This window comes from Clostridium tyrobutyricum DSM 2637 = ATCC 25755 = JCM 11008 (assembly GCF_000359585.1).
GTDB classification, from domain to species: Bacteria; Bacillota; Clostridia; order Clostridiales; family Clostridiaceae; genus Clostridium_B; species Clostridium_B tyrobutyricum.
Genome location: NZ_APMH01000005.1, coordinates 122,809 through 146,150, shown reverse-complemented (window position 1 = coordinate 146,150; position 23,342 = coordinate 122,809). Strand labels below are relative to the sequence as shown.

At 33.3% G+C, this 23,342-nt stretch carries 27 protein-coding genes; all 27 read right to left on the bottom strand.

Annotated elements, in window-relative coordinates; genetic code table 11:
• Positions 1 to 14 precede the first annotated feature (14 nt).
• Positions 15 to 389 (bottom strand): ASCH domain-containing protein, encoded by a 375-nt coding sequence (locus J418_RS0104575; RefSeq protein ID WP_017894915.1) that lies wholly within the window; start codon positions 387 to 389, stop codon positions 15 to 17.
• Positions 367 to 1,416, bottom strand: a complete 1,050-nt coding sequence (locus J418_RS0104570; protein ID WP_017894914.1) for a hypothetical protein — start codon at positions 1,414 to 1,416, stop codon at positions 367 to 369. The genes J418_RS0104575 and J418_RS0104570 overlap by 23 nt, the downstream gene beginning before the upstream one ends.
• A 42-nt stretch (positions 1,417 to 1,458) precedes the next feature.
• Positions 1,459 to 1,809: an ASCH domain-containing protein gene (locus J418_RS0104565; RefSeq protein WP_017894913.1), complete on the bottom strand. Its 351-nt coding sequence runs from the start codon at positions 1,807 to 1,809 to the stop codon at positions 1,459 to 1,461.
• A gap of 343 nt (positions 1,810 to 2,152) precedes the next feature.
• A complete protein-coding gene (locus J418_RS0104560) occupies positions 2,153 to 3,280 on the bottom strand; it encodes a hypothetical protein (protein ID WP_017894912.1) in 1,128 nt (375 codons plus the stop codon).
• Positions 3,281 to 5,137 carry a phage tail spike protein gene (locus J418_RS0104555; RefSeq protein WP_017894911.1) on the bottom strand — a complete coding sequence of 619 codons (1,857 nt, stop codon included), beginning with the start codon at positions 5,135 to 5,137 and terminating at the stop codon, positions 3,281 to 3,283.
• Positions 5,137 to 5,844 carry a distal tail protein Dit gene (locus J418_RS0104550; RefSeq protein ID WP_017894910.1) on the bottom strand — a complete coding sequence of 236 codons (708 nt, stop codon included), beginning with the start codon at positions 5,842 to 5,844 and terminating at the stop codon, positions 5,137 to 5,139. The genes J418_RS0104555 and J418_RS0104550 overlap by 1 nt, the downstream gene beginning before the upstream one ends.
• 1 nt (position 5,845) lies before the next feature.
• Positions 5,846 to 8,296 (bottom strand): phage tail tape measure protein, encoded by a 2,451-nt coding sequence (locus J418_RS16765; protein WP_017894909.1) that lies wholly within the window; start codon positions 8,294 to 8,296, stop codon positions 5,846 to 5,848.
• A 201-nt stretch (positions 8,297 to 8,497) separates the two neighbouring features.
• Positions 8,498 to 8,782, bottom strand: a complete 285-nt coding sequence (gpG, locus tag J418_RS0104540; protein ID WP_017894908.1) for a phage tail assembly chaperone G — start codon at positions 8,780 to 8,782, stop codon at positions 8,498 to 8,500.
• A 42-nt stretch (positions 8,783 to 8,824) separates the two neighbouring features.
• Entirely contained in the window at positions 8,825 to 9,655 is an 831-nt protein-coding gene (locus J418_RS0104535) for a major tail protein (protein ID WP_017894907.1), read from the bottom strand.
• A 3-nt stretch (positions 9,656 to 9,658) separates the two neighbouring features.
• Positions 9,659 to 9,991: a hypothetical protein gene (locus J418_RS0104530; protein ID WP_017894906.1), complete on the bottom strand. Its 333-nt coding sequence runs from the start codon at positions 9,989 to 9,991 to the stop codon at positions 9,659 to 9,661.
• Positions 9,988 to 10,368: an HK97-gp10 family putative phage morphogenesis protein gene (locus tag J418_RS0104525; protein WP_017894905.1), complete on the bottom strand. Its 381-nt coding sequence runs from the start codon at positions 10,366 to 10,368 to the stop codon at positions 9,988 to 9,990. Before J418_RS0104525 ends, J418_RS0104530 begins: the two co-directional genes overlap by 4 nt.
• A complete protein-coding gene (locus J418_RS0104520) occupies positions 10,361 to 10,687 on the bottom strand; it encodes a phage head closure protein (protein ID WP_017894904.1) in 327 nt (108 codons plus the stop codon). The genes J418_RS0104525 and J418_RS0104520 overlap by 8 nt, the downstream gene beginning before the upstream one ends.
• Positions 10,684 to 11,256 carry a head-tail connector protein gene (locus J418_RS0104515; protein ID WP_017894903.1) on the bottom strand — a complete coding sequence of 191 codons (573 nt, stop codon included), beginning with the start codon at positions 11,254 to 11,256 and terminating at the stop codon, positions 10,684 to 10,686. The genes J418_RS0104520 and J418_RS0104515 overlap by 4 nt, the downstream gene beginning before the upstream one ends.
• A 59-nt stretch (positions 11,257 to 11,315) precedes the next feature.
• Positions 11,316 to 11,777: a hypothetical protein gene (locus J418_RS0104510; RefSeq protein ID WP_017894902.1), complete on the bottom strand. Its 462-nt coding sequence runs from the start codon at positions 11,775 to 11,777 to the stop codon at positions 11,316 to 11,318.
• 23 nt (positions 11,778 to 11,800) lie between these two features.
• The gene (locus J418_RS0104505; RefSeq protein WP_017894901.1) at positions 11,801 to 12,736 is read right to left on the bottom strand and encodes a hypothetical protein; all 936 of its coding nucleotides are present in this window, start codon (positions 12,734 to 12,736) and stop codon (positions 11,801 to 11,803) included.
• Between the two features lie 91 nt (positions 12,737 to 12,827).
• Complete coding sequence (locus tag J418_RS0104500) at positions 12,828 to 14,111, bottom strand: phage major capsid protein (protein ID WP_017894900.1); 1,284 nt, start codon at positions 14,109 to 14,111, stop codon at positions 12,828 to 12,830.
• The gene (locus tag J418_RS0104495) at positions 14,108 to 14,947 is read right to left on the bottom strand and encodes a head maturation protease, ClpP-related (RefSeq protein WP_017894899.1); all 840 of its coding nucleotides are present in this window, start codon (positions 14,945 to 14,947) and stop codon (positions 14,108 to 14,110) included. Before J418_RS0104495 ends, J418_RS0104500 begins: the two co-directional genes overlap by 4 nt.
• A complete protein-coding gene (locus tag J418_RS0104490; protein WP_017894898.1) occupies positions 14,940 to 16,220 on the bottom strand; it encodes a phage portal protein in 1,281 nt (426 codons plus the stop codon). Before J418_RS0104490 ends, J418_RS0104495 begins: the two co-directional genes overlap by 8 nt.
• Positions 16,221 to 16,231: 11 nt before the next feature.
• Complete coding sequence (locus J418_RS0104485; protein WP_017894897.1) at positions 16,232 to 17,782, bottom strand: terminase large subunit; 1,551 nt, start codon at positions 17,780 to 17,782, stop codon at positions 16,232 to 16,234.
• Between the two features lie 2 nt (positions 17,783 to 17,784).
• Complete coding sequence (locus J418_RS0104480) at positions 17,785 to 18,255, bottom strand: phage terminase small subunit P27 family (RefSeq protein WP_017894896.1); 471 nt, start codon at positions 18,253 to 18,255, stop codon at positions 17,785 to 17,787.
• 114 nt (positions 18,256 to 18,369) lie between these two features.
• The gene (locus J418_RS0104475; RefSeq protein WP_017894895.1) at positions 18,370 to 19,431 is read right to left on the bottom strand and encodes a hypothetical protein; all 1,062 of its coding nucleotides are present in this window, start codon (positions 19,429 to 19,431) and stop codon (positions 18,370 to 18,372) included.
• Positions 19,432 to 19,530: 99 nt separating this feature from the next.
• The gene (locus J418_RS0104470; RefSeq protein ID WP_017894894.1) at positions 19,531 to 20,259 is read right to left on the bottom strand and encodes a hypothetical protein; all 729 of its coding nucleotides are present in this window, start codon (positions 20,257 to 20,259) and stop codon (positions 19,531 to 19,533) included.
• Between the two features lie 239 nt (positions 20,260 to 20,498).
• Positions 20,499 to 20,810, bottom strand: a complete 312-nt coding sequence (locus tag J418_RS0104460; RefSeq protein ID WP_017894892.1) for a DUF6329 domain-containing protein — start codon at positions 20,808 to 20,810, stop codon at positions 20,499 to 20,501.
• 68 nt (positions 20,811 to 20,878) lie between these two features.
• Entirely contained in the window at positions 20,879 to 22,123 is a 1,245-nt protein-coding gene (locus J418_RS0104455) for a site-specific DNA-methyltransferase (RefSeq protein ID WP_023625437.1), read from the bottom strand.
• Between the two features lie 135 nt (positions 22,124 to 22,258).
• Entirely contained in the window at positions 22,259 to 22,426 is a 168-nt protein-coding gene (locus tag J418_RS16470) for a hypothetical protein (protein WP_017894891.1), read from the bottom strand.
• The gene (locus tag J418_RS0104445) at positions 22,413 to 22,799 is read right to left on the bottom strand and encodes an HNH endonuclease (protein WP_017894890.1); all 387 of its coding nucleotides are present in this window, start codon (positions 22,797 to 22,799) and stop codon (positions 22,413 to 22,415) included. The genes J418_RS16470 and J418_RS0104445 overlap by 14 nt, the downstream gene beginning before the upstream one ends.
• A gap of 114 nt (positions 22,800 to 22,913) precedes the next feature.
• Positions 22,914 to 23,342: a DUF1492 domain-containing protein gene (locus J418_RS0104440; protein WP_017894889.1), complete on the bottom strand. Its 429-nt coding sequence runs from the start codon at positions 23,340 to 23,342 to the stop codon at positions 22,914 to 22,916.

Here is a 23,342-nt window from a genome sequence, read left to right as displayed (position 1 = left end):
AAAGCCCTCCCCATCTAAAGGTACATAAATGATTGTGGCGGATATTTTATCTTTGGATTTAATTCTTCTAATTCTAATGGTTTTTTATATACTTTAGTTTTTTTTATTGCAATCGCAAATCCATTTTCTCTTTTTGAAAAATATTTCATGTACGAATTCTCATCGATTCCGGAATACAGCTTAGTTTGTTCCCATATCGAATTTGGATTTCCTCTTAATATATCATCAATTTCAAATTCACCTATAACTTTACCTACTGGTTTTGTAGCATATACTACAATTGTTTTTATACCTTCCCTTTTAAATAAGTTTCTTCTATACTCATACTTTTTTTCTCCCATAAAAATTTTTTCCGCATATTGTGGCTTAATCGATAATAAAACTTTCATCTACCTCACCTAATTCTAATATTTTTTGAAATTTTTTATCACTTAATTGTACCGCTACCCAGCGTTGTTCTCTATCTATTCCAACCTCTTCTATTAATTTTCGTCTAATAATCCTTTTATTTAAAGCTATACTATATAACATCTTTACTAAATACTTATACTTTTTAGTCTTCCAAAAACATTTTAATTCACTCTCATCAAAAACACTATGTTTAGCACAATATTTATAGAACTCATTGTAATCTTTAAATTCACTTATATGTTTAATTTGATTAATAACACATATAGAAGTAGCTACAGAGGAATACTCTGCTTTTTTCCCTTTATCAGCTGTTCTATAAATAACTATTATATCACCTTTCTCATACGCACTTAGATTAGCACCAGAAAGATATATTTTTTGTATACTATTTGTAAATGCCGTATCTTCTACAACATGATCTTTCTCGGTTTTAAGTTGAGAGTTTGGAAACATTCTAGTATGATATTTTGGGAATATCGATAGCATAAATTTTTTATTATTTTTAATATTAATTTTTGGATAATCTAAAAAAATATCTTCATATACTTTTTGTGAATACTTAAAATATACGTCTTCAATGCCCGCCTTACTATTCTTAATTCCATAATGTTCAAATCCATATTTTAATAATAGACTTATTAAAGAATCATGTTTTTTAAAAATCGTAACATATGCTTCTTTATAACTTTTCTTGAACATTTCATCAATTATTATTTTTATAAATCTTTCACCGAGCTTAGTACCATGTGCATTAATTTTAAACGTTCCAACTTTCAATCTTCTCTGCTTTCTTAAATTCGGTATAATCGAAGTATCATCATCATTCTCTTCTTTTAAATATAAAAAGCCCTGAATACCATTGTCATCTAAAATAAACGCACTCTCATCTTTTTTGGATTTTTTATTAAACCATATGTCAAAACCAGGATAATCATCCTTCAAACTATTAAAGAAATCATCTTCTAAATTAATTTCACTAAACTTTTTTCTCTCAATAACGTCCATATCTTCTTCCCCCATTATCATAAATAATACTATTTTAACATATTATTTATATTTTTCGACTTGAAACATTATTGCAACTACCCCCTTTTCTTTTTCCTGTCTTGGTGAATATATACTATAGATTTTATTTAATATTTGATATATATCTAAATTACCATATCCAAAATATGAAGAAGGAAACCTATCATATAATTCTTTGAAAGTTAAAAATTTATATATTCTTTTAACCTTTACCAAGACTGACTCAGTTAGTTCTGGAAGCCTATAAAATATTATTTTATCTCCCACATTAATTTTTCTTCTTTTCTCATCATTAAGCCGAACTTCCATTATCTTATTATTATATTTTACGCTACTAAACTCTTCGGATCTTAATTTCATTTCATGTAACACAACAATAAACCACCTAATTTGTTCTTTTGTTCTATTATGTTTAAATTTAATAATTTTAATTTGAATATATCCCTTTTCATGAAATTTAGATTTTTGAAAAATAAACTACATCAGTTATTCTATTATTTATAGTAACATATGTTCGATTTAGTGTAAATAATTGCGTTTACATCTTTACACGATCCATGCAATTAAGTCTATTTTTTATGTCCTTAGCATAACCATTATTAACATTTTATCATATTTTCACATCATTATATTCATAAAAAGTAAATATTTTGACTTTCTAATATTACATTAGCCATTCTTTACATTCATCATAGTAGGCGCTATATGTCTTCTACTACAGAAGACTATAATTAATCCTCAATTCTTTTAATTTTAAAATATCCGTACTTGAACTAACTTCCATATACCAGGCAAATCTTATCCTCTTATCTGAAAGTCCAAGAGATGTCCACTGTGCTTCACTAATTCCCTGAAGAACTGCAGCAGACATTCCTTTTGATTTTACATCCTGCATATTTGTTATATCCACCAGTATCCACGAACTTCCGTCCCATACTTTCCACGAAACTCCACTGTCTGTACTCACTATAAAAGCTATAATTCCACTGCCCGTGCTGTCAACAGTCAATACAACATTTGTGATATCCTGTATATAGGCTTCACTAAATGAAATATCCTCCAGCATTCTTACTATTACAGGTTTAGGAACAATTGTCTGGATTATTTTTGGCGCAGGCAGTTCTTCTGAAGGCGACCATATTTTTAAGACCGGAGATGAATATACAAGTCCTGTTCTTTCTTTGCGGCAGACATCATCGCCATAGGTTTGAAATTTCTCTGCTGTCAGCGGAAGTTCTGAAACTTTGACATAGCTTTCGCTTACACTATCCCAGTGCTTGATATCACTTCCGTCAGCTATAAGATATTTTATATCGGTTTGAATATAGGAACCTTCCTTGACAGTATATGCTTTTCCCTGTTCCTGCCCGGGGATAAAAGCATAGGATTTACTGTTTTCAAGAGTTAAAGCAGTAGTCCCAAGCACAGGATTTGCAAAGGAGTTAGTACCTGTATTAGGTATTTTATCAATGACAAGCACCATGGCACTGTCATCAAACAGTATAAGTTCCCACACAAGATCAAGAATGCCCCAGCTGCTGTAGCTCTGATGTCCTTCCCACCTGATTCTGAATGTTGGTCTGCCGTTCACTGTTTCTTTTGCATAGTAGATATTATCTGCCCCGGCATCTCTCCTGTTTATTTTAAGCTGTTCAGCTGCACCGGTGAAACCAACCCAGGAATTTCCGCTTATGCTGATTGCAGTTCTGCAGTTTGTTCCATTATAGAAAAAATCGAAACCAATGTCCGGGAAACTAACTGTGCTGTCATCATTATGAGAACTCAACAAAGTCATGCCGCTGTTTCCCTTTGGAGAAATCACAGCTGCAGTGTATATGCCCAATTATTTCACCTCCAGTTTTTCAATTCCTTTAAAATTACCGCTGTCCAGAAGTTCAAAGCTGTACATTTTACCTGAGTCTATTGTTTCATCAGCTGCCACTTCTTCATAAACTGTTCTGAAATAAAGTCCATCACTATCCAGTATTAATACATTTTCATCTATTGAATATCTGTACTTGTACTGTTGGGTAAAATACAGAATATCCCCATACTTTTTAATTGAAATGTCATGATTTGTACTCATCTGCTTTCCACTAGTAATTGCTGATATATCTGCTGTTTTGTAAACACTCAATGTAGAAATAACAGGTATTTGCATTTCTGTTTTTATACATTTACTTTTTACTTTGCTTAAATACAAGCTGTTTATATTCACAAGTTTCTGACTCTCAAGACATTCTGCATGCGGGTGTTGGGCACTTAATCCACCCTGGAGATTTCTTCCGTCAATCATACACTGAAGATTGAACATTGGTATATTTACTGTACTTGTATCCACCTTTAAAAACACCGCTATATAATGTGCTCCCTGCTGAACCTGAGGTATTCCAAGAGGCATACCTATAACATTATCCCCCTGCTGCAATTTCTGCCTGGGTGTAAATACAATATCCTCATTGTCCAGCTGAATCTGAATTGTTATTGTGCATGAACTTTCTGCTGTGCAGTACATGCTGAAATTCATTGACAGATTTGTATCCGCCACTGCCGTTATCCCAAGATAAACCGGCTCGACAGGCGACGTACCTACAGTCAGCGGCACAGGATTGGCATAATAAAGCATTGAGCTGAAAGATGCGGCCACCTTATTTCCCAGTTCATCCAGGGTTGTTTTAATATTTGCCGTATCAAGCTTGTTAAATATGCTGTCCTTGGGCTGTCCCAGTTCAACTTCAGCATTTACACCTGTTAAGACATCCTTCTTTATTTTAATTACAGGTACTTTCACATCAATACCAAAATCTTTGTGCCTTACTATAACCAGATCTCCTATGCTTACTGTCTGGAGATGTTTATAATTTTCATACTCCTTTGTCCTGCTGAGTTCAACAAAATCCACATCAATGTTAACCCTGCTTAAACCTATTACCTCTGCCGCCTCCTGTGCCAGCAGCCTTAATGTGACCTCATCTTCTGCATCCTTGAATTCCACCTTTTTTATTATGGGAAAAGGCGGATAATCGTCACTGTTCCAGTTAGGCACGCTTATATATTTTTCAGTAAGCTTTACACCATTTTTACCTAAGGGATAGAGTTTCGTCACAACACTTGTTGTATCTATATTAAACTTCAATCCTGTTATATTCTTACCCTGGGCAATGAGAACTCCTGCATCACTACCTATAGTTTTTAATATCTTGATATCAAAATTGTCTCTTTTAAGTTCTCCGCATCCCCATATATCAATTATTGAAAATATGGCTTCCACAGGATTTTTCTCCGTAACGCTTATGGAGTTTGAAATTATAATATCGCTGTCTGCAGAATATATGGTTATCAAATCTCCTACTAAAGATTTTTCCAAAGCTGTTTTTACACTGCAGTTTTCGGCTTTCATATTTTCTATAAAATAATAAGAGAGGTCATAGAATATATGCTTTGCCCATACCTTAATTACATTTTTGCTATCACTGCTTTTCTCTACCTTATATATTCTAAAGAGCTGATCCTTTGCCCTGATAATATTCCATTCAACCAGATACTTTGATTTTTTAGAATTAGAAGGATACTCTAGCTCTAAGGAATAATCTCCATTTAGTTCTTCAGTAATATAACAGCTTATGGCTTCACTTAAGATTCCAAGGCCATTATTATCAAAGTTCCCTTTGGCAGTCTTTTTATCATAAACACATATCATTACAGCCACCGCCAGTTTGGCAGAAGTTCAGCTTTAACAACATCCCCGCTCCATTCCATTATATTTTCCCCGGGTTTCAGTTTTGGAAACTCCCCTGTCATCTTTCCGTTCAGGTTATTTCCGGCATTATCATAGCAGTCCTGTATAACTGAATCCACTATGATTTTTTCAGATACACCTTTAAGACTTATCTGCTGTCCATTTATTTTAAAAACTATATCACCAGAACCATAAATACTTATTACAGGCTCACTTTCAATAGTTCCCGGATTAGTTACTTTTGCACATGAAGTATTTATGATTACTATATTGTTTTCCACTGCATATTTAAAAGGCCTGCAGTTAAATATTATTGGAAACTCGCTAAAATATTTATAAACCTGTTTAAAATCAATAGCATTTACCACTTGAGCAATATATTTTTTATCTGGTTGAAAACTGAATGTCAAATCACCTTCACCTGCTTCAAAAAGCCAAACTGCTATATCATCAATTTTATCTGCAAGATTCTGCGTATCCTTTACTGAACACTCAACCGTTAGTGTTATATCATCATAGGTTTTTTCATCAAACCTTAAATTAGAATTTCTTCCGGGAATATTTATTATATTTACTCTGCGTTTAGGAGAAGGGAGGTCTGGTCTTTTTGCTATTAAAATTCCAAAATCATCGTAACTGTTTCTACCGCCAAAATTAAAGCTAAGCATTCTAAATTCCTCCCTTTCCCATAGAAATTTTCCTTCTGTAAAACTCTAATTCATATGCAAGCTGCTCTATATCTTTTTCAGTATAATTATTAAAGTTTTCTATGTGCAGTGTAAGTCCGTTTCTGCTGCCCATATTCCTGTTTTCTTCTGAGTTACTGTTATAATTACGGGATATCGGTATTTCTGACACCCCGGTACTTACCTTCATGTCAAGCGACAGTCTGCTTACAGCATCAGAGACAAGATATCTGCTTTCATTTATCCCTTCAGCAAGACCTTCCATAAAGTCCGGCATCCAGCTTTCGTAGTCAGTAAGAGGGCCTTCGTCCGGAACTGAAAAGTGAAGATAGCTTCTTATTTTGGCAGCTAATGCACTTACTGCATCTTCAACTCTGCCTACAGCAGATCTTATACCATTTACAATTCCATTTACAAAGTCTGCTCCATAGCTCCATGCCCTGCCCGGCAAACTTGCCAGATAATTTAATGCATTATTAATACCACTTTCTATGGAACTTCTTACACTTCCTATAGTACTATTTACTCCATCCTTCATTCTTGTGAACATACTTGATCCATAATTATAAAGCTTGCCCGGAAGTTCTGAAAACCAAGTTAAAATAGAATTCCATATGTTAAGTGCTGTTTCTTTTATGTTACTACAAAGATTTATTACAGTTTCCTTTAATTTAGTCCAGGCATTTACAGCTGTATTTTTTATGGTTTCCCATATATTTGTTAAAGCCGTTTTTATATTTGTCCATATATGCTCCGTATCAGATTTCAGCTTTGTAAAGTTTCCGGTAACTATATCAAGGATTATAAGAACTGCTCCTGAAACAACATTTTTTATAATGTCCCAGGCATTTTTAAATATGGTCTTATAAAAATTTAAAGCTGGCTCTAGAAAGCTCTTTATACTATTAAGGCCACTGCTTATAGTACTTTTTAAGTTTTCCCAGGCAGTTAGTGTTGCAGTTTTTACATTTTCCCAGGCATTAGTAATAGATGTTTTGATTCCTTGAAAAATAGTTGTAAGTTTAAGCCATAAATCATTTGCCCCCTGCTTAATGGTATCCCAGTGCTTATAAATTTCATAACCTGCAAGTATGGCAAGTCCTATGCCGATAACCCAGGGGTTAAATACCATTCCAAGTATTTTAGACATACCGCTCAAATTGCCTGCGGCAACTGATACCTTAGAAATGGCTGTAGATATATCCCCTACAGCTCTTACCACACTTCCTATTCCAACCAGAGCCGGACCTATTGCAGCAATCACTGCCCCTATGACAAGTATTATTCTCTGAGAACCCTGATCCAGTTTTCCAAATGCCTGTATCCATTCATTTAACCTGGCAATTATAGGAGTTATTATAGGGAGTATATTCTGTCCCATTGTAGCACCCAGTTCTTTTAAACTCTCCTGAAATACTCTCATCTGGTTGGCAGTACCTGCACTGGTACGTTCAAAATCTCCATGTGAATTTTTTGTCTTATCCATGACATAGTTATATCTAAGCTGTACCTTTTCCGCTTCAGTCATATCCTGTGTTTTTTTCTGTATGCCTTTTGAATAGGCATACTGCTGCAGATTCGTATCTGTCATAACTATACCAAGCATTTTCAGACTCTCTGTTTCACCAGTAAATATACCGTTTAAAGCTTCTTCAGCCTGTTTTATATCTATATTTTTAAAACTGGACAGATCACCTGCAAGTCCAACAAGAGACATGGACATTTTTGCGGCTTCTTCCTGGCTTAATCCCATGCTTGTTGCCATATCTCCGTAGAGGGCAGACATATCAAGTGCTGTCCCCTTTGCTACGCCGTAGCTTTTTAAAGTGGTATCCGACCAGTCTTTTACCTTTTGACTGACGTTTCCAAATGCAACCTCCACTTTGTTCATGCTCTCCGCTGTGTCTGAGGCAAGCCTTACACTTGCAGCTCCTGCGGCGGCAATGGGGGCGGTTACTGCAAGTGAAAGTTTAGATCCTGCACCTGCCAGTCCGTCACCTATGGATTTCATTTTACTCCCTATATTTTCAAAACTTTTACTTAAGGAAGTCCACCTGCTGCTCTGGGTCTCTATTTGTTTATTGGTCTTCGAAAGTTCATTTTCCATCTGTGACAGGGTTTGTCTTGCCTTATTTAATTTTATCTCAAGGTCTTGGGTGGCTTTGCTGTCTTTACCTTTAGTTTCAGCACTTTTGGTATAGACATTTTCAAGAGTGCTTACTTTTTGCTTTTGAAGCTCCAATTGCTTGGATAGACTTTCTGATTTCAGCTTAAGTCCCTCAAGACCTTTCCCATTTTCTCCAAGTGCCGCAGTGTTTGCCTTAAATTCACTGTCAAGCACTCTTAGATTTCTGTTGATACTGCTTATGCCATTTTGAAACCCGCTTGAATCCAGTCCTATCTTCACAGCCAGACTTCCCAGTTCTTCAGCCACTCTCTCACCTTCTTTACAATATATTTAAAATGGCATCTAAGTTTTGCTTATATTTCTTATTTGCCCTGTAAATTAAGATATCAAAGTAAAAAAATATATCCATTTCATCAACATCATTTAGTGTCCATTCCTGCTCTAAAAGCTTAGAATAGATCTCCTTTATAAAATCAAGCGGAGAAAGCTTTTCATCTGCTTCTCCGCCTACTTGTTTGGGAATTCATTTAATTTATTTCCTAGGTTTCCCACTATTCCGTTTATGCTGCTGTTAAGAGTTTCTATCAGTTTATCTGCATCCAGTCCGTCATAAAAATCATCTCTGGTAAATTTATTACCATATAGCTCCACTATAAAATCCACAAGTCCATCTAAATCTTTTGTCTTCATATTGCTAAAATCTATATTTTCGTTAATTTCAATAGCCTTTCTAAGCATTCTTGTTTTAACTTTAGGCATTACATAAGTCTTATTGTTCAATGCTATCTCCATAGACTTTACCCCCCTATCAATGAATCTTACTTATCGGATAAATTAACCTGCAGTATATGCTAAAGTTGAACTTAATACTAATCCCGGTGATCTGCCAGCTTCCGCATCTGCCTTTACCCTTACCTGTATTTTTCCTAAATCATAAGCACTATTTCCAACATTTTGTGGATTTTCTGTTACCGCTGACCATGTTGCTCCTCCATCTGTACTGTACTCATAATCTGATGCATTATCATATCCACTAACATTAGTCCATCCAAAAGTATTAGCTGTATCATCCTGTACTGGGTTAGTTGGTGCTGCTGGTATAATCATTGATTTATACACACTAGCAAACCATGCGGCTCCACCTGTAAATCCACTATCTTCGTCAGCTGTATATTTCCACTTACCATCTGTTCTTGTAACAAATGTACCTTTAATTTTAGGTGTCTGAAATTTTGTTTTGTCTTCCTGTGATGAATGTTCTTCTTCAGGTTCACTAAATTTGCCTTTAAGAAGCCATACATATCTATACTTGGCATTAGCTTTTTTAATTTTAAAGCCTACAGCAACATATGGTGCTGAATCTTGAACATCAGAACACATAACTTTAGTTGTTGAATCAATCGTATGTCCAAGAAGTGCCGCCTGTACTTCAAGTGGTAAATCCTGTGTTTCAATTTCAACATCTATTTCACCTAATGATGTAGCTGTTTCTACAGCTTTATTATCAGCATACAGCGTATCCGAATTGCTCTTTGGACTTATTTTTACATTTATTGCTGGTGAAATTAAAGCCGGCGTACCATAAACTGAAGTAATTTCATCTGTTAAAACAGCATAAACTAAATTTTCTACTCCTATAGGAGCACTGTTTACTATTTCTGACATTATTTATATTTCTCCTTCCATCTGAATAAAAAATCTTATTGCCTTATGATATACTTTAATATCATCCTCAAATAAATCAGCCGCAGAAGTTCTCATAAACCCTGCGGCCTTCATATTATTTTTTACTTTTTCTACAAGCTCTGTATAATCGTTTTTGCTCCATACATCTATTTGAATATAATATCCCGTAGCTTTTTCTTCATTATCAGCATACTGCTCACCCTGTTCTAAATAATTAAAAAAGGTTATATAGGTATTTTCTTTCCCTTTATATTTTTGAAATGAAACAGGTACATTAAGAGGTTTTAAAGCTTCTACTACTAATTTGTTTATCACTTTAATCCTTCCTTTAGAGTTTCAGCTATAATTCCTTTTATATCATCTATATTTTTTTCATAAGCAGGTTGCAGGAAAGGATGTGCAGCTCTTTTACTGGTTCCAAACTCAATAAATTTTCCATAAAATATTTCTGAATTGTCTCCCTTATCTACACCCACAAGGATGTATTTAATTCCCTCTTTCTTTTTTACATTGGTTATCTTAAGACCTTTTTTAAGTTTCCCAGTCCTCACAGGAACATTTGCCTTTGCATCTTCAAGTACAGGTTCTGCTGCATTTTTTAGTGCTTTATTTTCAAGTCTTCCTACATTTGCACCTATCTGTTGAAGTTTGTTTAATATTTCATCAACACCCGTAAGCTCTATATTAGCCACTATTCTCAACCTCCAAAGCTTTTATTTCTATATATTTGTTTCTATATTTAATGTTATCTATGAAAGTTATATTGTACTGTTTATCTTCAAATAATATCCTCATATCATCTGTTATACCCTGCAAATACCTTATAGTAAATTTAACAGTTTTCTCTGCCTGCCCAGCTGCAGCTGCAAAATATTCTCTTCCCATCAAATTTGATACCTCTGCCCAAACAGTTGAATAATCCTCCCATACCTCAACTTCAAATCCATTTTCATTTGTAGTTGCTGTAAGTTTTTGAAAGATTATTTTGTGTTTCAATTCTTCCGTTCTCATACTGGTATCACTCTATTCAAACTTAATAATGAATTTCTTGCTTCTTCAATTTTAGTTCTTTCATCAGGCTTATAATCATCATAGAGAAGCCTCATATGAAGAATCATTGCCCATTTAACTGTTTCTGGAATATCTGCTTCTTTATCTCCAAAACCAGCTATAAATCTAATCCTTACAGCATTAACAGTTTGTAATGCTATTGTTGGCCATAATTTACAGTATCCAAGTACAATTCTATTAACAAAACTATCTGTATCAACAATATAATTACTTGAATCAAATATATACTCCTGTCCACCTGCATCATAGTATTTTACACTTTCTACACTTTGAACTGGTGAACAGTTTTTAAATGAAATACAATTATCCTCCGGGAAATAATCCCGCACCATTTCTAAAGTTTGAGTAATATACTTTCTATTTTGAAAGTCCTCGCAAAATTCTCTAGCCTGCTTGATCATGCTGAGTAAAATAATATCATCATCACTTCCGGTTACTCTTAAATGCTGTTTTGCTTCCTCCAAAGTTATAGGTTCAACTGCTGGTGGTGTTATAATTTTTAATGCCATAAAATCACCCCAAAAAACAAAAGAGCCTAAACAGCTCCCCAAATTCAATTAACTAATATCTAATTTTTTTCATCCCCAGCATATTTGTTTTCCAATATAAATTCACCACTTGCAAAATTTGTAGCCTGTGAACTAGCTCCAAGTCTCACATTTAAACAAGTAAAACCATTATTTATATCAAGTTTAGCTGGATCAATGTGAAATATTACCTGCTTATTCTTTGCTGTATTTACTACAGTATAACTTACTCCATCTGCTTGCCTTACTAATGTATCACTTGCCCCAACATCTTCATTTGCAAGTATAGGAACATCATTTGCTAAAGGCTTTTCAGCAGTTCCTTCTATATCCTGTGCCTGATATAAAGATACTTGAGTTGTATGTCCCACAGTTTGAGCTAAATTTACAACAACTGTTGCTGTAATAGCATTCTTTAAAGTTACATAATTACTTGTTATTGCAGCATTTGTTGTTTTAGGTTCAAATGCTTGTATTAATTTATATTTTTCAATTAATGCCATAATTTATTTTCCTCTCTTTCATACTAGTAAAATTTGTCTACCTCACTTTTTAATATAGATACATTATCAAGTAATTCCTTTAAGCTATTCATAAATAATTTCCATACTTCTAAGACATCATGTATAATTTCCCCAAATTTTTCTTCTTTCTCAAGTGGTTTACTTGACTTAACTATATATCTTGATTTCTTTGAGTTTTTAATTCCTATACTTTTATCAAAATATGAAAGCATCTGCTTAGTTTCCTGATCAACTTCATCATACTCATAACTTCTTAATGGTGAACAATCAATTCCAGGATTGCTCCTATGCGTAAATGCATTTCGTATATTTTTCAAATTTTTAACATGAACATTAGTATCAAATTCATTAACAACAGAACATATTAATTTATACTCTTTTTCATCAATCCAACTAACATTTTCCTTAAAGATATCAAATATTTTTAATCCCGCACTTATTTTTTTAAAACTAACTTCAGTGTTTTTTAAATTCTTTAGGGTTTTTATTACTTTTACTCTATTATTACTACATACCTTCTTATCAACATATATCTTAATTTGTCTATTAAATAATTCATAAATTAAAAATGAAAATTTTTCTCTGAAAGTAAATAAATCATAAATTATTAGTTTTAAATATCTTTCTCTATTCACATACCTTAATGTACCTTTTAATGGACTATCAAATTCATTACATATCCTATCGTATGATAAGCATAACAATAATTCTTCAACTATATTACATTTTAGCCATTCTATTTCTTCAAGCCAATTATGAACATTAGCTGTATATTTTCTATGCATAATAATATCCCCACTAGGCGTATATAACAAATCTTTCTCTACTAATTTGTACTCTACATTAGCAATTTTATCTTCCTTACATATATCTGTCATAGCATCATATAATTTATCTTGAACGCTTAAATATTGTTCTTTAGAAAATGGATATCTCATTTCATCTACTCCCATCTATTTTTATATAAAAATCCTCTACCATCATTATAATAGAAACATCCATCTTATCCCAATATTTTAAAATATATTGCTATCTATCAGCTAAAGTAACAAATGGACTCAAAGCATTAGCTCCCTTATAAGGTGTGATTGGTTTATTTCTATAAGGAGCACCATTAAACTTATAGATAAATCTAAACACCTGCTCATCGTATAAAAATCTTACATGTATGGACACATCTGCTGTTGGTGCTTTTTTATCTATTCCTATATACTGCGTAGGATCTGCAAGTATAATATCTCCTTTTTTACCAAGCACAGAACACTGCTCTATAGGAACTATTGGTCTATTTAACAAAGTGCTGTACTGTGAACTTGAAGCTCCTCCAGATGGTAGAAATACTGGTGCTCCTCCTGTTCCTATATTAAGTGCCATTGTGTAAAGCTGTGGTTCTATTTCTTGATTAATATACCACACGGCATTTGCTCTAAGCCTTGCAGGCACTGAACTCCACATTTTAAGTATATTTTCGTACTTTATAGTTCCTGCAGCTTGATTTGATTCTTTTGGTACTGATACAAGTGCATCTGAATTAAGTATTCCAAGCGGCATACCAACACCTGTACCATTTATTATTGCATCATCAATTTTAAAAGACATTTCATCAGCATATGCTTGTTTTACTATTGCCTCAAGAGCTGTTGCATCCTGGAGCAAATCATCTGTAACATAGCAAAGTGCCAGTAATTTCTGAAGTGCCATATCAATTTCTCTAAACTTAGGCTTTGACTTTGTAACAGTTTCTGCTTCAGCTATCCAGTAAGCTTGAACACCGCCCCATCTGCTTCCATTAGCCCTGCTGGTTTCATCAATACCAAGAGTTCTTAATCTATTTGTATTTGCACCAATTGGAATCATCCTTATTCTGTTTGCAACCTGACTTTCGGACATCATAACATCAAACATATCCTGTATAAAATCATTTTCCAGCATAAATCCACCTTCAGAACTTACACTTTCATTTAAACCGGAAGCTGAATTTTGATATACAAGCCTGTTGTCCATTCTTCCCCCAGGTGAAGATGCCTTTGCCACAGCTTGAAGAAATTCTCCTATGCCGCCTTTCCATTTCTTCTCATTAGGGTTTTTAGGTTTAGCATATATAGGTTCATTGACTGGTGTCTTATTAAGCTTTTCTCTTTCTTTTAGCTTATCTTCCGCCTCTATTGTTTTTTCAAGATTTTTAATTTCTGCCTCTAAATCATCATATAACTTTTGCTCCTCTTCATTCATTGCTCTTGCTGCATCAATTGCCCCTTGTACTATAGCTGCTTGTGAGTCAAGTTTTTGTTTTAATATTTCTTTTAAACTCATATATTAAATCTCCTCTCATGAATTTCATTTAGTTTTTTGTATAAATCTATTGGAACTTGCTTTTCATCCTTAGCTGTTGGAATTTTATTATCATTTATGTCTTTTTCTTTAACCTCTTCTATATCAACATGATTTTCTTTCGGTTTGTTAGCTTGGTTTTCATGCAACATCGGTTCTCTAAATTGAATTTTACTTACTTGAAGATTTTTATATCTAGTAATATCAACCTCTAATCCATTAATATCAAATATTCTATTATTTAACGAAGCTGCTACTTGTTTTTCTTCTTCAATTTCATCTGCAAAGCCAAATTCTACTGCTTCTTCTGCTGTCATCCATGTTTCTGCATCCAGCAGTTCAACTATACTTTCTTTCTCCATTCCAGTCTTATCTTCATATACTGAAATCATGCTTTCTCTTACTTTATCCAGATCATCAGCTAATTTTCTAAAATCTTTTGCATTCCCCATAGCAAAAGACCAAGGATTGTGAACCATAATCATTGCATTTTTAGGCATTTTAACGTTATCTCCTGCCATAGCAATTATTGAAGCTATACTCGCTGCAAGTCCATCCACATAAACATTAACTGCTGCACTATGCCTTTTTAGCATTGAATATATCGCCTGTCCTGCAAACACATCACCGCCGCCGCTGTTTATATAAACATTTAAAGTTTTAATATCTCCAAGTAAATCTAATTCTTCCTTAAAATTTTTAGGTGTAACTTCATCTCCCCACCAAGTGGAGTCACTTATATCCCCATATAAAAGCAGTTCTCCTTCATTACTATTTTCTTTTGCATTAAATGTCCAGAACTTCTTACCTTTACTCATGTTTTTCACCGCCCTTTGAAATCATTTCATATATTTGCTCTGCCACCTCTTTGTTCTTATTTTGTGTATCAGTAGAATCTGCTTCACTCATATTTAAAGGCTGTAAATATATATCTCCATTTTCAATTGGGTCCATATTTTCAAGTCTTCTTATATCATTTACACTAAGCCATCCCCACTGTCTGCCCTGTGCATAAGCTGAAGCTCTAGTCTGGGCATCTCCTCTTAAAAGTGCATCTACCTTGAACTCGAAGTATCTATTTTTCATTTTTGATTCATTTGAAAGCAGTTGCAAATTCAAATTTTCTTCCCATCTTTTAAACCAGGGGAGCATTGTATAAACAATAAACTCTAGGCTCTGGTGTTCTATGTTATTGTTGGTTGATCTTGTTAAATCCTGTACCAAATGAAGTGGTATCCTAAATATCCTACATACATCTTCTATCCTAAATCTCTTGGATTCTAAAAACTGTGCATCAGTAAGTTTCATAGTAACTTCTTTAAACTGACCGCCACCCTCAAGAATCATTGGTACTCCTGCATTGGAAAGGCCCGTATAATTTTTCTTTATGTCCTTTTTTAATCTCTTAAAAGCTTCGTCTCCCAGCTCATTAGGATACTGAAATATTCCACTTGTTGATGCCCTGTTAAGATAAAAATTTCTTTCAAATTTGTCTTGGGATAATCCAATATCAATAGTTAATGCCGCATAAGTTAGAGGTGTTACTCCTATATAACCATCCAAAGTTAAACCTGGAATATGTAATATTTCATCTCTTGTTTTTGGCTCAGTTTTACCATCAATAAAGTAAAGTAGCCTGCCTGTATTTTTATCTATATCAATCCTTACTCTATTCCATAAAATAGGTCTGAGTTCTAACAAATCACCATGGAGATTGAATACCTTCTGGGCTATAAAGTTTCCGCCTAAGTTCATATTACTCATTCCTGTTTCCTTAAACTGCCCCGGTGTCATTTCTGGATTGGGTGTATAATGCATTAGCTGATATTCTGGAGCATCTGTAACTTGGACTCTATTGCCTTTACTGTCTTTCTCATATAAAAATATAGGACAACTAGCAAGAGTTTCTGAAAGCACCCTATTACAAGCAAAAACTGCTGTAAAACTCATAGCTGTATTAGCATCTATGGTTGAATTATCTGCTGTAGGAACATCTTCGCCAGCTAAAAAATCCTGAGAATATTTCTTCAGGACTTCAAACAATGCATTCTGTGAAGTAAGAAAAAGCTTACATCTATCTATAAATTTCAAAACATCACTTCCTAATCAAGTAAACTTCTCATTCCTCTTTTTTCATAAACTGATTCTTTAGATTCATGTCTTATTCCCCTATCAAGAGCCATTATTAAAGCAACAGCTCCATCTATTTTTTCAGTGGACTTTTCTTTATCCGGCTTTATGTTTCCTGCTGGATCTGTTCTTACAAATATGTTATCCATCATCCAGCTTAATACAGGATGTCCCCCATGAGCTATTTTCTGTTCTAGAGTTATTTTCATAAGTTCTTTTGTTGGTGGGCTCATATCCTTATATCCTTGTCCAAAAGGAACTACAGTAAAACCTAAGCCATCTAAGTTCTGAACCATCTGCACAGCTCCCCAGCGGTCAAAGGCTATTTCTTTTATATTAAATTTTGTTCCAAGTTCATCTATGAAGTTTTCAATAAAGCCATAGTGAATAACATTTCCTTCTGTAGTTTCAAGAAAGCCTTGTTTTTTCCACACATCATAGGGAACATGATCTCTTTTTACTCTAAGTTTCAAATTATCTTCCGGTATCCAGAAGAAAGGTAAAACATAATATTTATCATCCTCAGTTATTTGTGGAAAAACTAAAACAAAGGCAGTAATATCATTTGTACTTGAAAGATCCAAGCCGCCATAACATTCTCTGCCTTTAAGTTTTTCAATATTAACTTCAAAAGAGCACTTGTTCCAAACATCCATAGGCATCCATCTTACAGATTGTTTAACCCATTGATTAAGTCTAAGCTGCCTGAATATATTTTCTTCAGCTGGATTTTCCTTTGCACTATTAAAAGCATCTCTAACCTTTTCAATAGGTATAGTATGCCCAAGAGAAGGATTTACTTTATACCAATTTTCTTCTAAACTCCAATCATCTTCATCTTTAATTCCATATATCACAGGATAAAAAGTTTTATCAATTTTCTTACCTCTTAAAATGTCTCCTGCCTTTTGATGTACCTCATAGCATATAGAATTTCTATCTGTTCCAGCGGTTGTAATTAAAAAGAACAGCGGCTGCATTCTTGCATCACCACTGCCCTTTGTCATAACATCATATAATTCTCTATTAGGTTGTGCATGTAACTCATCAAAAATTACTCCATGAACATTAAGTCCATGTTTACTAAATGCCTCTGAAGATAAAACTTGATAAAAGCTTCCAAGAGGCATATACACTAATCTCTTTTGAGATATTACAGGCTTTATTCTTTTCTTAAGTGCCGGACATTGATCCACCATATCTACTGCAACATCAAATACAATAGATGCCTGCTGCCTGTCCGCAGCACAGCCATAAACTTCAGCTCCCCATTCATTATCTGCACAGGTAAGATAAAGAGCTATAGCTGCGGCGATTTCACTTTTCCCATTTTTCTTTGGAATTTCTACGTATGCAGTATTATACTGTCTGAACCCATTTTCTTTAATATTTCCAAATATATCTTTAATAATTTTATCCTGCCAGGGTAATAAATCAAATGGAACTCCATGCCACACGCCCTTTGTGTGCCTTAAATTATTTATGAACTTTACTACTTTTTCAGCTTTCTTTTCATCAAACATCTTTACACCATCCTTAGAATGTCTTCCATAGGATCATCAGTTTTACCTGTTTCTGTACCTACTCTAATCCTAGTACGGGATGATGGTGTTAATCCAAATTCAGAGCAAAAGTCCTTCATAATTTTAAGATAGGTTTGAGCAATAGAAACTTGCGGCACCTGTTGAATATATCCTGATGGTGTTTTAAAAATAGTACCATGTTTTGTTAAAAATTCTTCTGCTTCCTTCCACCTTGCATAAGCTTGGCAGTATCCAGCAAAAGCAGCTGCATCAACCTTGGTAAGTACACCTACTTGTTCTAATGTCTTTGTCATCCTTCTCCATTCTTTTTTAGCTTCTGGTTCAAGCCATGACGGACATTTTGGAGCTTTCTTTTCAGGTTTTGGTTCATTTAAATTTAAAGGTCTTTTTCCTGGATTTCCTTCAAGAACCTTTAGAGCTGTTGGTTTTGGTTTTCTTCCCCTTGTCGCCATGGTTTCACCTCTAATTTTAAAAAAATAAAGCTTATACTTAAATAAGCTCACTCCACAAAGTATAATGTTTATAATTAATTCTACATTCAAAGCTATCTTAGTTAAATTATCTGATTACATTTTTGTCTTCATGTATTTAGATATTATTACATCAAATTTTTGTTCATTAAGCTCTAACTTTCCATATTCATTTTGGTTTGAAATATTATATACCTCATCACTTTTATATAATATATGTTTCTTAGGATAAAAACTATATATCCTTTCAATACCATCTGACTCTTCAAAAAATTTAATATTTTCATCATGTATACTAATAATAGATATAATATCTCCTTCTTCATTGGTTAATATAATTGCTTCATTTATTTCAGAATAAATGAAGTTTAACTTAATAACTTCTTTCCCTGATTTTCTAATAACTTGAAACTTTATAGTTTGATAAAACTCATATTCCTTATCTAGTTTATATTCTACATTTTCAATACTTTTATTTTCCAAACATTTATCTATAATCTCATTCACCCAAGTTATAATTAATTCATTACTAGCTAACCACTGCTCATGTGTTTCCTTTTTAGCCTTTTCTAAAATTTTATCCATGATACTCATAATAGAATCGTCAAAATATCTATCTGCATTAAGTATATTTTTTACGTAAAACTCTTTTATAATATATAAAGTGTCATTAAGAGTAATTAAAATCTTGTACCACTCATAAACTGATGTATATCCTAAATGAGTGAGTGTATTTCTGTATTGTGCTAATTTATCCAATGTTTTATACTGCCTATTTGTAATATTTTCTTTAAATATTTTATTAATTAAGCTGATACACTTATTATAATCTATTGTTTTATAATCATTTTCCCTAAAAGTAGCATGGTATGATAGTCCTGCTTTTTTTCTTCCTTTAATATACTGATTATGAAGCATCCTACAAACGGCTTCGTCACTTTCAATATCTACCTTAAATATCAAAAATTCATTAATGTCTGAAAGAATTTTTTTAGTAAATAGTTCTATTGAATTATGTATTGCTATTACTGAAAATTTAAGATTACCATAGTGATCTACAGAAATATCTAAACTATTAAGATTATCTAAAAATTTGTTGTAAAAATCTAATCCCACTTTTAATGAATTAATCCCATTATCCATTATATGAAGTTCCATATTATCCCCCACCCATATTATTATTCTTTATAAGTTAAATTGTACCATAATAATTAAAAACAAAAAATTAATATTGAGAGAAAAATTATGTTCTTCAATCTATTTTGTTTTGCTTTTAAATTTCTTACTTCTAAAGGCACTGTTACCACTTAGGTTTTTAAGTAATTCTTTTCTTGCCCTTTTATACCCATCTCCTATAAATCCAAGCCTTAAAAGCCAGGTTCTAAATGTATATTTTTCATTATCCGTTTGCCTTTCCTTTGGAGAAGAATGTTTAAACTTCTTTGAGCTTTCATTAAGTGCCCCAGCAAATTGGGCAGCAATTTCAGTATTCTCAAGACCTTTTATAAATTTAAATTTTAAAGTTTCCTTTTCAAAATCAAAGCTAATACCCGGACACTTTTCCTCTCCAATTTCTAAAGCTGCTGTTTTAAAATCTTCAATGCTTGAAATCCTTATGTTATTTATACCTTCTACAAATTCTTTTGTAATAATGTCTGTTTCAATGCCTAGTGCCTTTTTTATAAGACTCTGCTTACTGTTTATCATATTTATTAGATTTCTTAAGGTAATCCCTGTATGTCCAGCCATTGAGAATATAATTTCTGAATTCCCAACCTCTACTTTTACACTTTCTTCTTGAAAATCATTTAATAATTCTTCAATTTCCACTTCTACGCCTTTTGAATTTTTAATTTTACCATCTTTATCGATAGTTATAATTCCTTGTGGCGATTTAATTTGGTATGCAAAACTTGGTGTCCCCATATATTCAGGTTTCATCCCAAAATGCTCACCTAATATTTTTACAGTTTCTTTTCTATCCAAATCAATTACCTCCTGTGCTTTTTTGTTATTACATATATCACTCTAAAGCACAGATATATCAAGTTATTTATGAAGGTTTATTTTCTTTAAATAAAGGCTAATATGAGTACCAAGGCGGTGATATCAATGAAAAAATCAAGTTTCATAAGAATAGATACCCTTGTAACTATTTCAGCAATTATGATTTTTATATTAGCAACAGTTAAATTTATGCACTAAAAAAAGTCCCTTCAGGCTTTTTATTTTTCTATGGCTGTGTATCTTGGGTATGTATATCCTTCTGAATCTACCAAGATACTTTTATTTGTTTTTGTATTTTTTACCCTTATGCATCTCAACTCGCCTTTTTCATTGCAGCCACCATCTTCTTCTGATATCCATGTTTGATCCTTCCAAAGTTCCTTTCCAAACTGTTCAAATTCATCATCACTCAATTCAATTTCTTTTATAACTTCATAAGATGTTCCTCTCATTCCATCCTTTTCAGCTTCTTTTGTAAACTCCTTAAGTTCCTTTAAATTTAAAATCTTTCTTCCAAATAATACTATCATTTTGTTTCCCTCCATGTGTTTTTTTGTTATACTATATATCACTCTAAAACACAGTAATAGCAAGGGCTTTATTCAACTTTAAGCACATTTTTATAATCTATTTTTTCACCATCTCTTATTAGGAATACTTCCTCATTTCCAGAAGTTTCTATATATCTTTTTACAATAACATCACAATATTTTTCATCAAGCTCTACTGCATAACATATCCTATCTGTTTGTTCACAGGCAATTAAAGTAGATCCACTTCCAGCAAAAGGTTCAAATACTATACAGTTTGTCATGCTGCTATTTTTAATTGGATATGCTATTAATGGTACCGGCTTCATTGTTGGATGATCCGGACTTTTGCTCGGTCTATCAAAATTCCATACAGTTGTCTGTTTTCTATCTGAATACCATCTATGCTTCCCTGTTGGTTTCCATCCATAAAGTACAGGCTCATGCTGGAATTGATAATCACTTCTTCCTAAAACCAATGACTGCTTTACCCAAACACATACGCTTGAAAGATGAAAGCCAGCTTCTTTAAAAGCTTTTCTAAAGTTCAATCCTTCTGTATCCGCATGAAAAATATAAGCCCCCGCCCCATCATCAAGTGCTGCAAATATATTTTTAAAGGCAGCTAGTAGAAATTCATGAAAACTCTTATCATCCATGCTGTCATTTTTTATAACTCTTTCATTTTCTTTTCCTGCTGAATAGTTAACGTTATAAGGTGGATCAGTAACACATAGATTAGCTTTTTTCCCATTCATAAGCTTTTCAACATCAGAAGCTTTAGTGCTGTCACCACATATTAACCTGTGTTTTCCTAATATCCACAGATCGCCTGCTCTTGTTATAGGTTCTTCTATTTCTTCAAGAGTTTTATCTGCATCAAAGTCATCATCCTTAACTTCTTTATCATGAACTTTAGAAAATAAATCTTCTATCTCTGCGGCATCAAATCCTGTAAGTGAGATATCAAACATAGATTTATCAAGTTCATCTAAAATATCAACTAACTTTGGCATATCCCATTCTCCACTTACTTTATTAAGAGCTACATTCAATGCCTTCTCCTCATCTGAACTTATATCAACAACTACGCATTCAATTTCCTTCGTACCTTCCTGCTTTAAAACCTTAAACCTTTGATGTCCCCCCACAATATTTCCTGTTTTCTTATTCCAAATTACAGGTTCTACATATCCGAAGGTTTCAATTGATCTTTTAAGTTTTTCATATTCAGGATCTCCTGGCTTTAAATCTTTTCTTGGATTATATTTAGCTGGATTAAGTTTCTCAACAGCTATCTTCTGAATGTCCACTTTTTCACCTTCCTTAAAAGCAATAGAAAGCACCTTAAAAAGTATATTTTTCATTTAACTTCTTAAGGTGCAAAACTTTCTGTAATTCCTTTAAAATTCAGCATTTTCCATATTTAATTTTTTGCCCATACCCCCTTATGGAATTTTGCGATTTTTAACACGAAGGGGACCGCCCGGCCTTCTGTCGCAAGGACTGGAGGATTTACGCCCCCCTACCCCAGGCACTTTTTGTTCACAGGTTATCCACAACTTGCCCACAGATATTTTAAACAATCTGTTGATAACATTTTTACTTAAAGTCATAAGCGTAAACTCTTCCTTTCTTTTCCCATCTGCCATCCTCCTTAGCAGTCTTTCTATCATGACAGGACTTACATAAAGACTGCCAGTTACTTTCATCCCAAAAGAGTTCTTCATTACCTTTATGAGGTATAATATGGTCAACTACTTCTGCAGCAGTAACTATACCTTCTCTTTTACATTCTTCACAAAGAGGATGCTTCAAAAGAAACTGTTTCCTTAACTTGTACCATCTACTATTATAAAGTTTCTTAAAAGGTCTGCTTGTCTTGTCGTATTTACTTTCAACTTCTTTTTGATGCTTGCTGCAGTACCTTTCATTAGTAACTTCAGGACAGCCTGGATAACTGCAAGGTTTAGCTGGTTTTCTTGGCAATTGATTCACCTCATTTTTATCAAAATAAAAAGTCACCACAGTTGGTCTGCGATGACTTTTTGCATTTTCTTTCTACTTTTCTATTATAACTTTATCATTTTTCTAGGGTGTCTTTCAGTGTCTTTTAGTGTCCTCTTTTAAATTCATCTCACAATTTTCCAATGCCTTCCCATGAAGTTTATGAATATAACGTAAGCCATACCCCATCTCTACTGCTATCTGTTCCCAGGTCTTAAAGCAAAGATATCTAAGTTCTAACAATGTTTGGTATTCAGGGTTGCTAATCTTTTTTATAATAAATACGAATTCCCTTTTTAAATCAACTAATGTGTCTATATCCGCATTTATTTCATTCTCTAAATCCACCATTTTAGCTATTATGTCCTCCATAGAATGCACATTACGTGTTCCACTAGGTAGTGTATCACTTAATGTGGATGTAGCTTTTGCAGCTAATGCCCTTAAGGATACTATCTGCTCAAGTTTACTATTTATCCTTTGGTCAATTCTATATGCCTGTGATAAATATTGTTTCGCTGTCAT

Excerpts from the sequence above, each read along its gene's own strand:
- J418_RS0104535 (WP_017894907.1), bottom strand. The coding sequence starts at position 9,655 with ATGTCAGAAATAGTAAACAGTGCTCCTATAGGAGTAGAAAATTTAGTT.
- J418_RS0104510 (WP_017894902.1), bottom strand. The coding sequence starts at position 11,777 with ATGGCATTAATTGAAAAATATAAATTAATACAAGCATTTGAACCTAAA.
- J418_RS0104505 (WP_017894901.1), bottom strand. The coding sequence starts at position 12,736 with ATGAGATATCCATTTTCTAAAGAACAATATTTAAGCGTTCAAGATAAA.
- J418_RS0104495 (WP_017894899.1), bottom strand. The coding sequence starts at position 14,947 with ATGAGTAAAGGTAAGAAGTTCTGGACATTTAATGCAAAAGAAAATAGT.
- J418_RS0104500 (WP_017894900.1), bottom strand. The coding sequence starts at position 14,111 with ATGAGTTTAAAAGAAATATTAAAACAAAAACTTGACTCACAAGCAGCT.
- J418_RS0104520 (WP_017894904.1), bottom strand. The coding sequence starts at position 10,687 with ATGAGAACGGAAGAATTGAAACACAAAATAATCTTTCAAAAACTTACA.
- J418_RS0104460 (WP_017894892.1), bottom strand. The coding sequence starts at position 20,810 with ATGATAGTATTATTTGGAAGAAAGATTTTAAATTTAAAGGAACTTAAG.
- gpG (WP_017894908.1), bottom strand. The coding sequence starts at position 8,782 with ATGGAGATAGCATTGAACAATAAGACTTATGTAATGCCTAAAGTTAAA.
- J418_RS0104570 (WP_017894914.1), bottom strand. The coding sequence starts at position 1,416 with ATGGACGTTATTGAGAGAAAAAAGTTTAGTGAAATTAATTTAGAAGAT.
- J418_RS0104475 (WP_017894895.1), bottom strand. The coding sequence starts at position 19,431 with ATGGAACTTCATATAATGGATAATGGGATTAATTCATTAAAAGTGGGA.
- J418_RS0104515 (WP_017894903.1), bottom strand. The coding sequence starts at position 11,256 with ATGGCATTAAAAATTATAACACCACCAGCAGTTGAACCTATAACTTTG.
- J418_RS0104555 (WP_017894911.1), bottom strand. The coding sequence starts at position 5,137 with ATGATATGTGTTTATGATAAAAAGACTGCCAAAGGGAACTTTGATAAT.
- J418_RS0104440 (WP_017894889.1), bottom strand. The coding sequence starts at position 23,342 with ATGACAGCGAAACAATATTTATCACAGGCATATAGAATTGACCAAAGG.
- J418_RS16470 (WP_017894891.1), bottom strand. The coding sequence starts at position 22,426 with ATGACTTTAAGTAAAAATGTTATCAACAGATTGTTTAAAATATCTGTG.
- J418_RS0104485 (WP_017894897.1), bottom strand. The coding sequence starts at position 17,782 with ATGTTTGATGAAAAGAAAGCTGAAAAAGTAGTAAAGTTCATAAATAAT.
- J418_RS0104575 (WP_017894915.1), bottom strand. The coding sequence starts at position 389 with ATGAAAGTTTTATTATCGATTAAGCCACAATATGCGGAAAAAATTTTT.
- J418_RS0104550 (WP_017894910.1), bottom strand. The coding sequence starts at position 5,844 with ATGCTTAGCTTTAATTTTGGCGGTAGAAACAGTTACGATGATTTTGGA.
- J418_RS0104480 (WP_017894896.1), bottom strand. The coding sequence starts at position 18,255 with ATGGCGACAAGGGGAAGAAAACCAAAACCAACAGCTCTAAAGGTTCTT.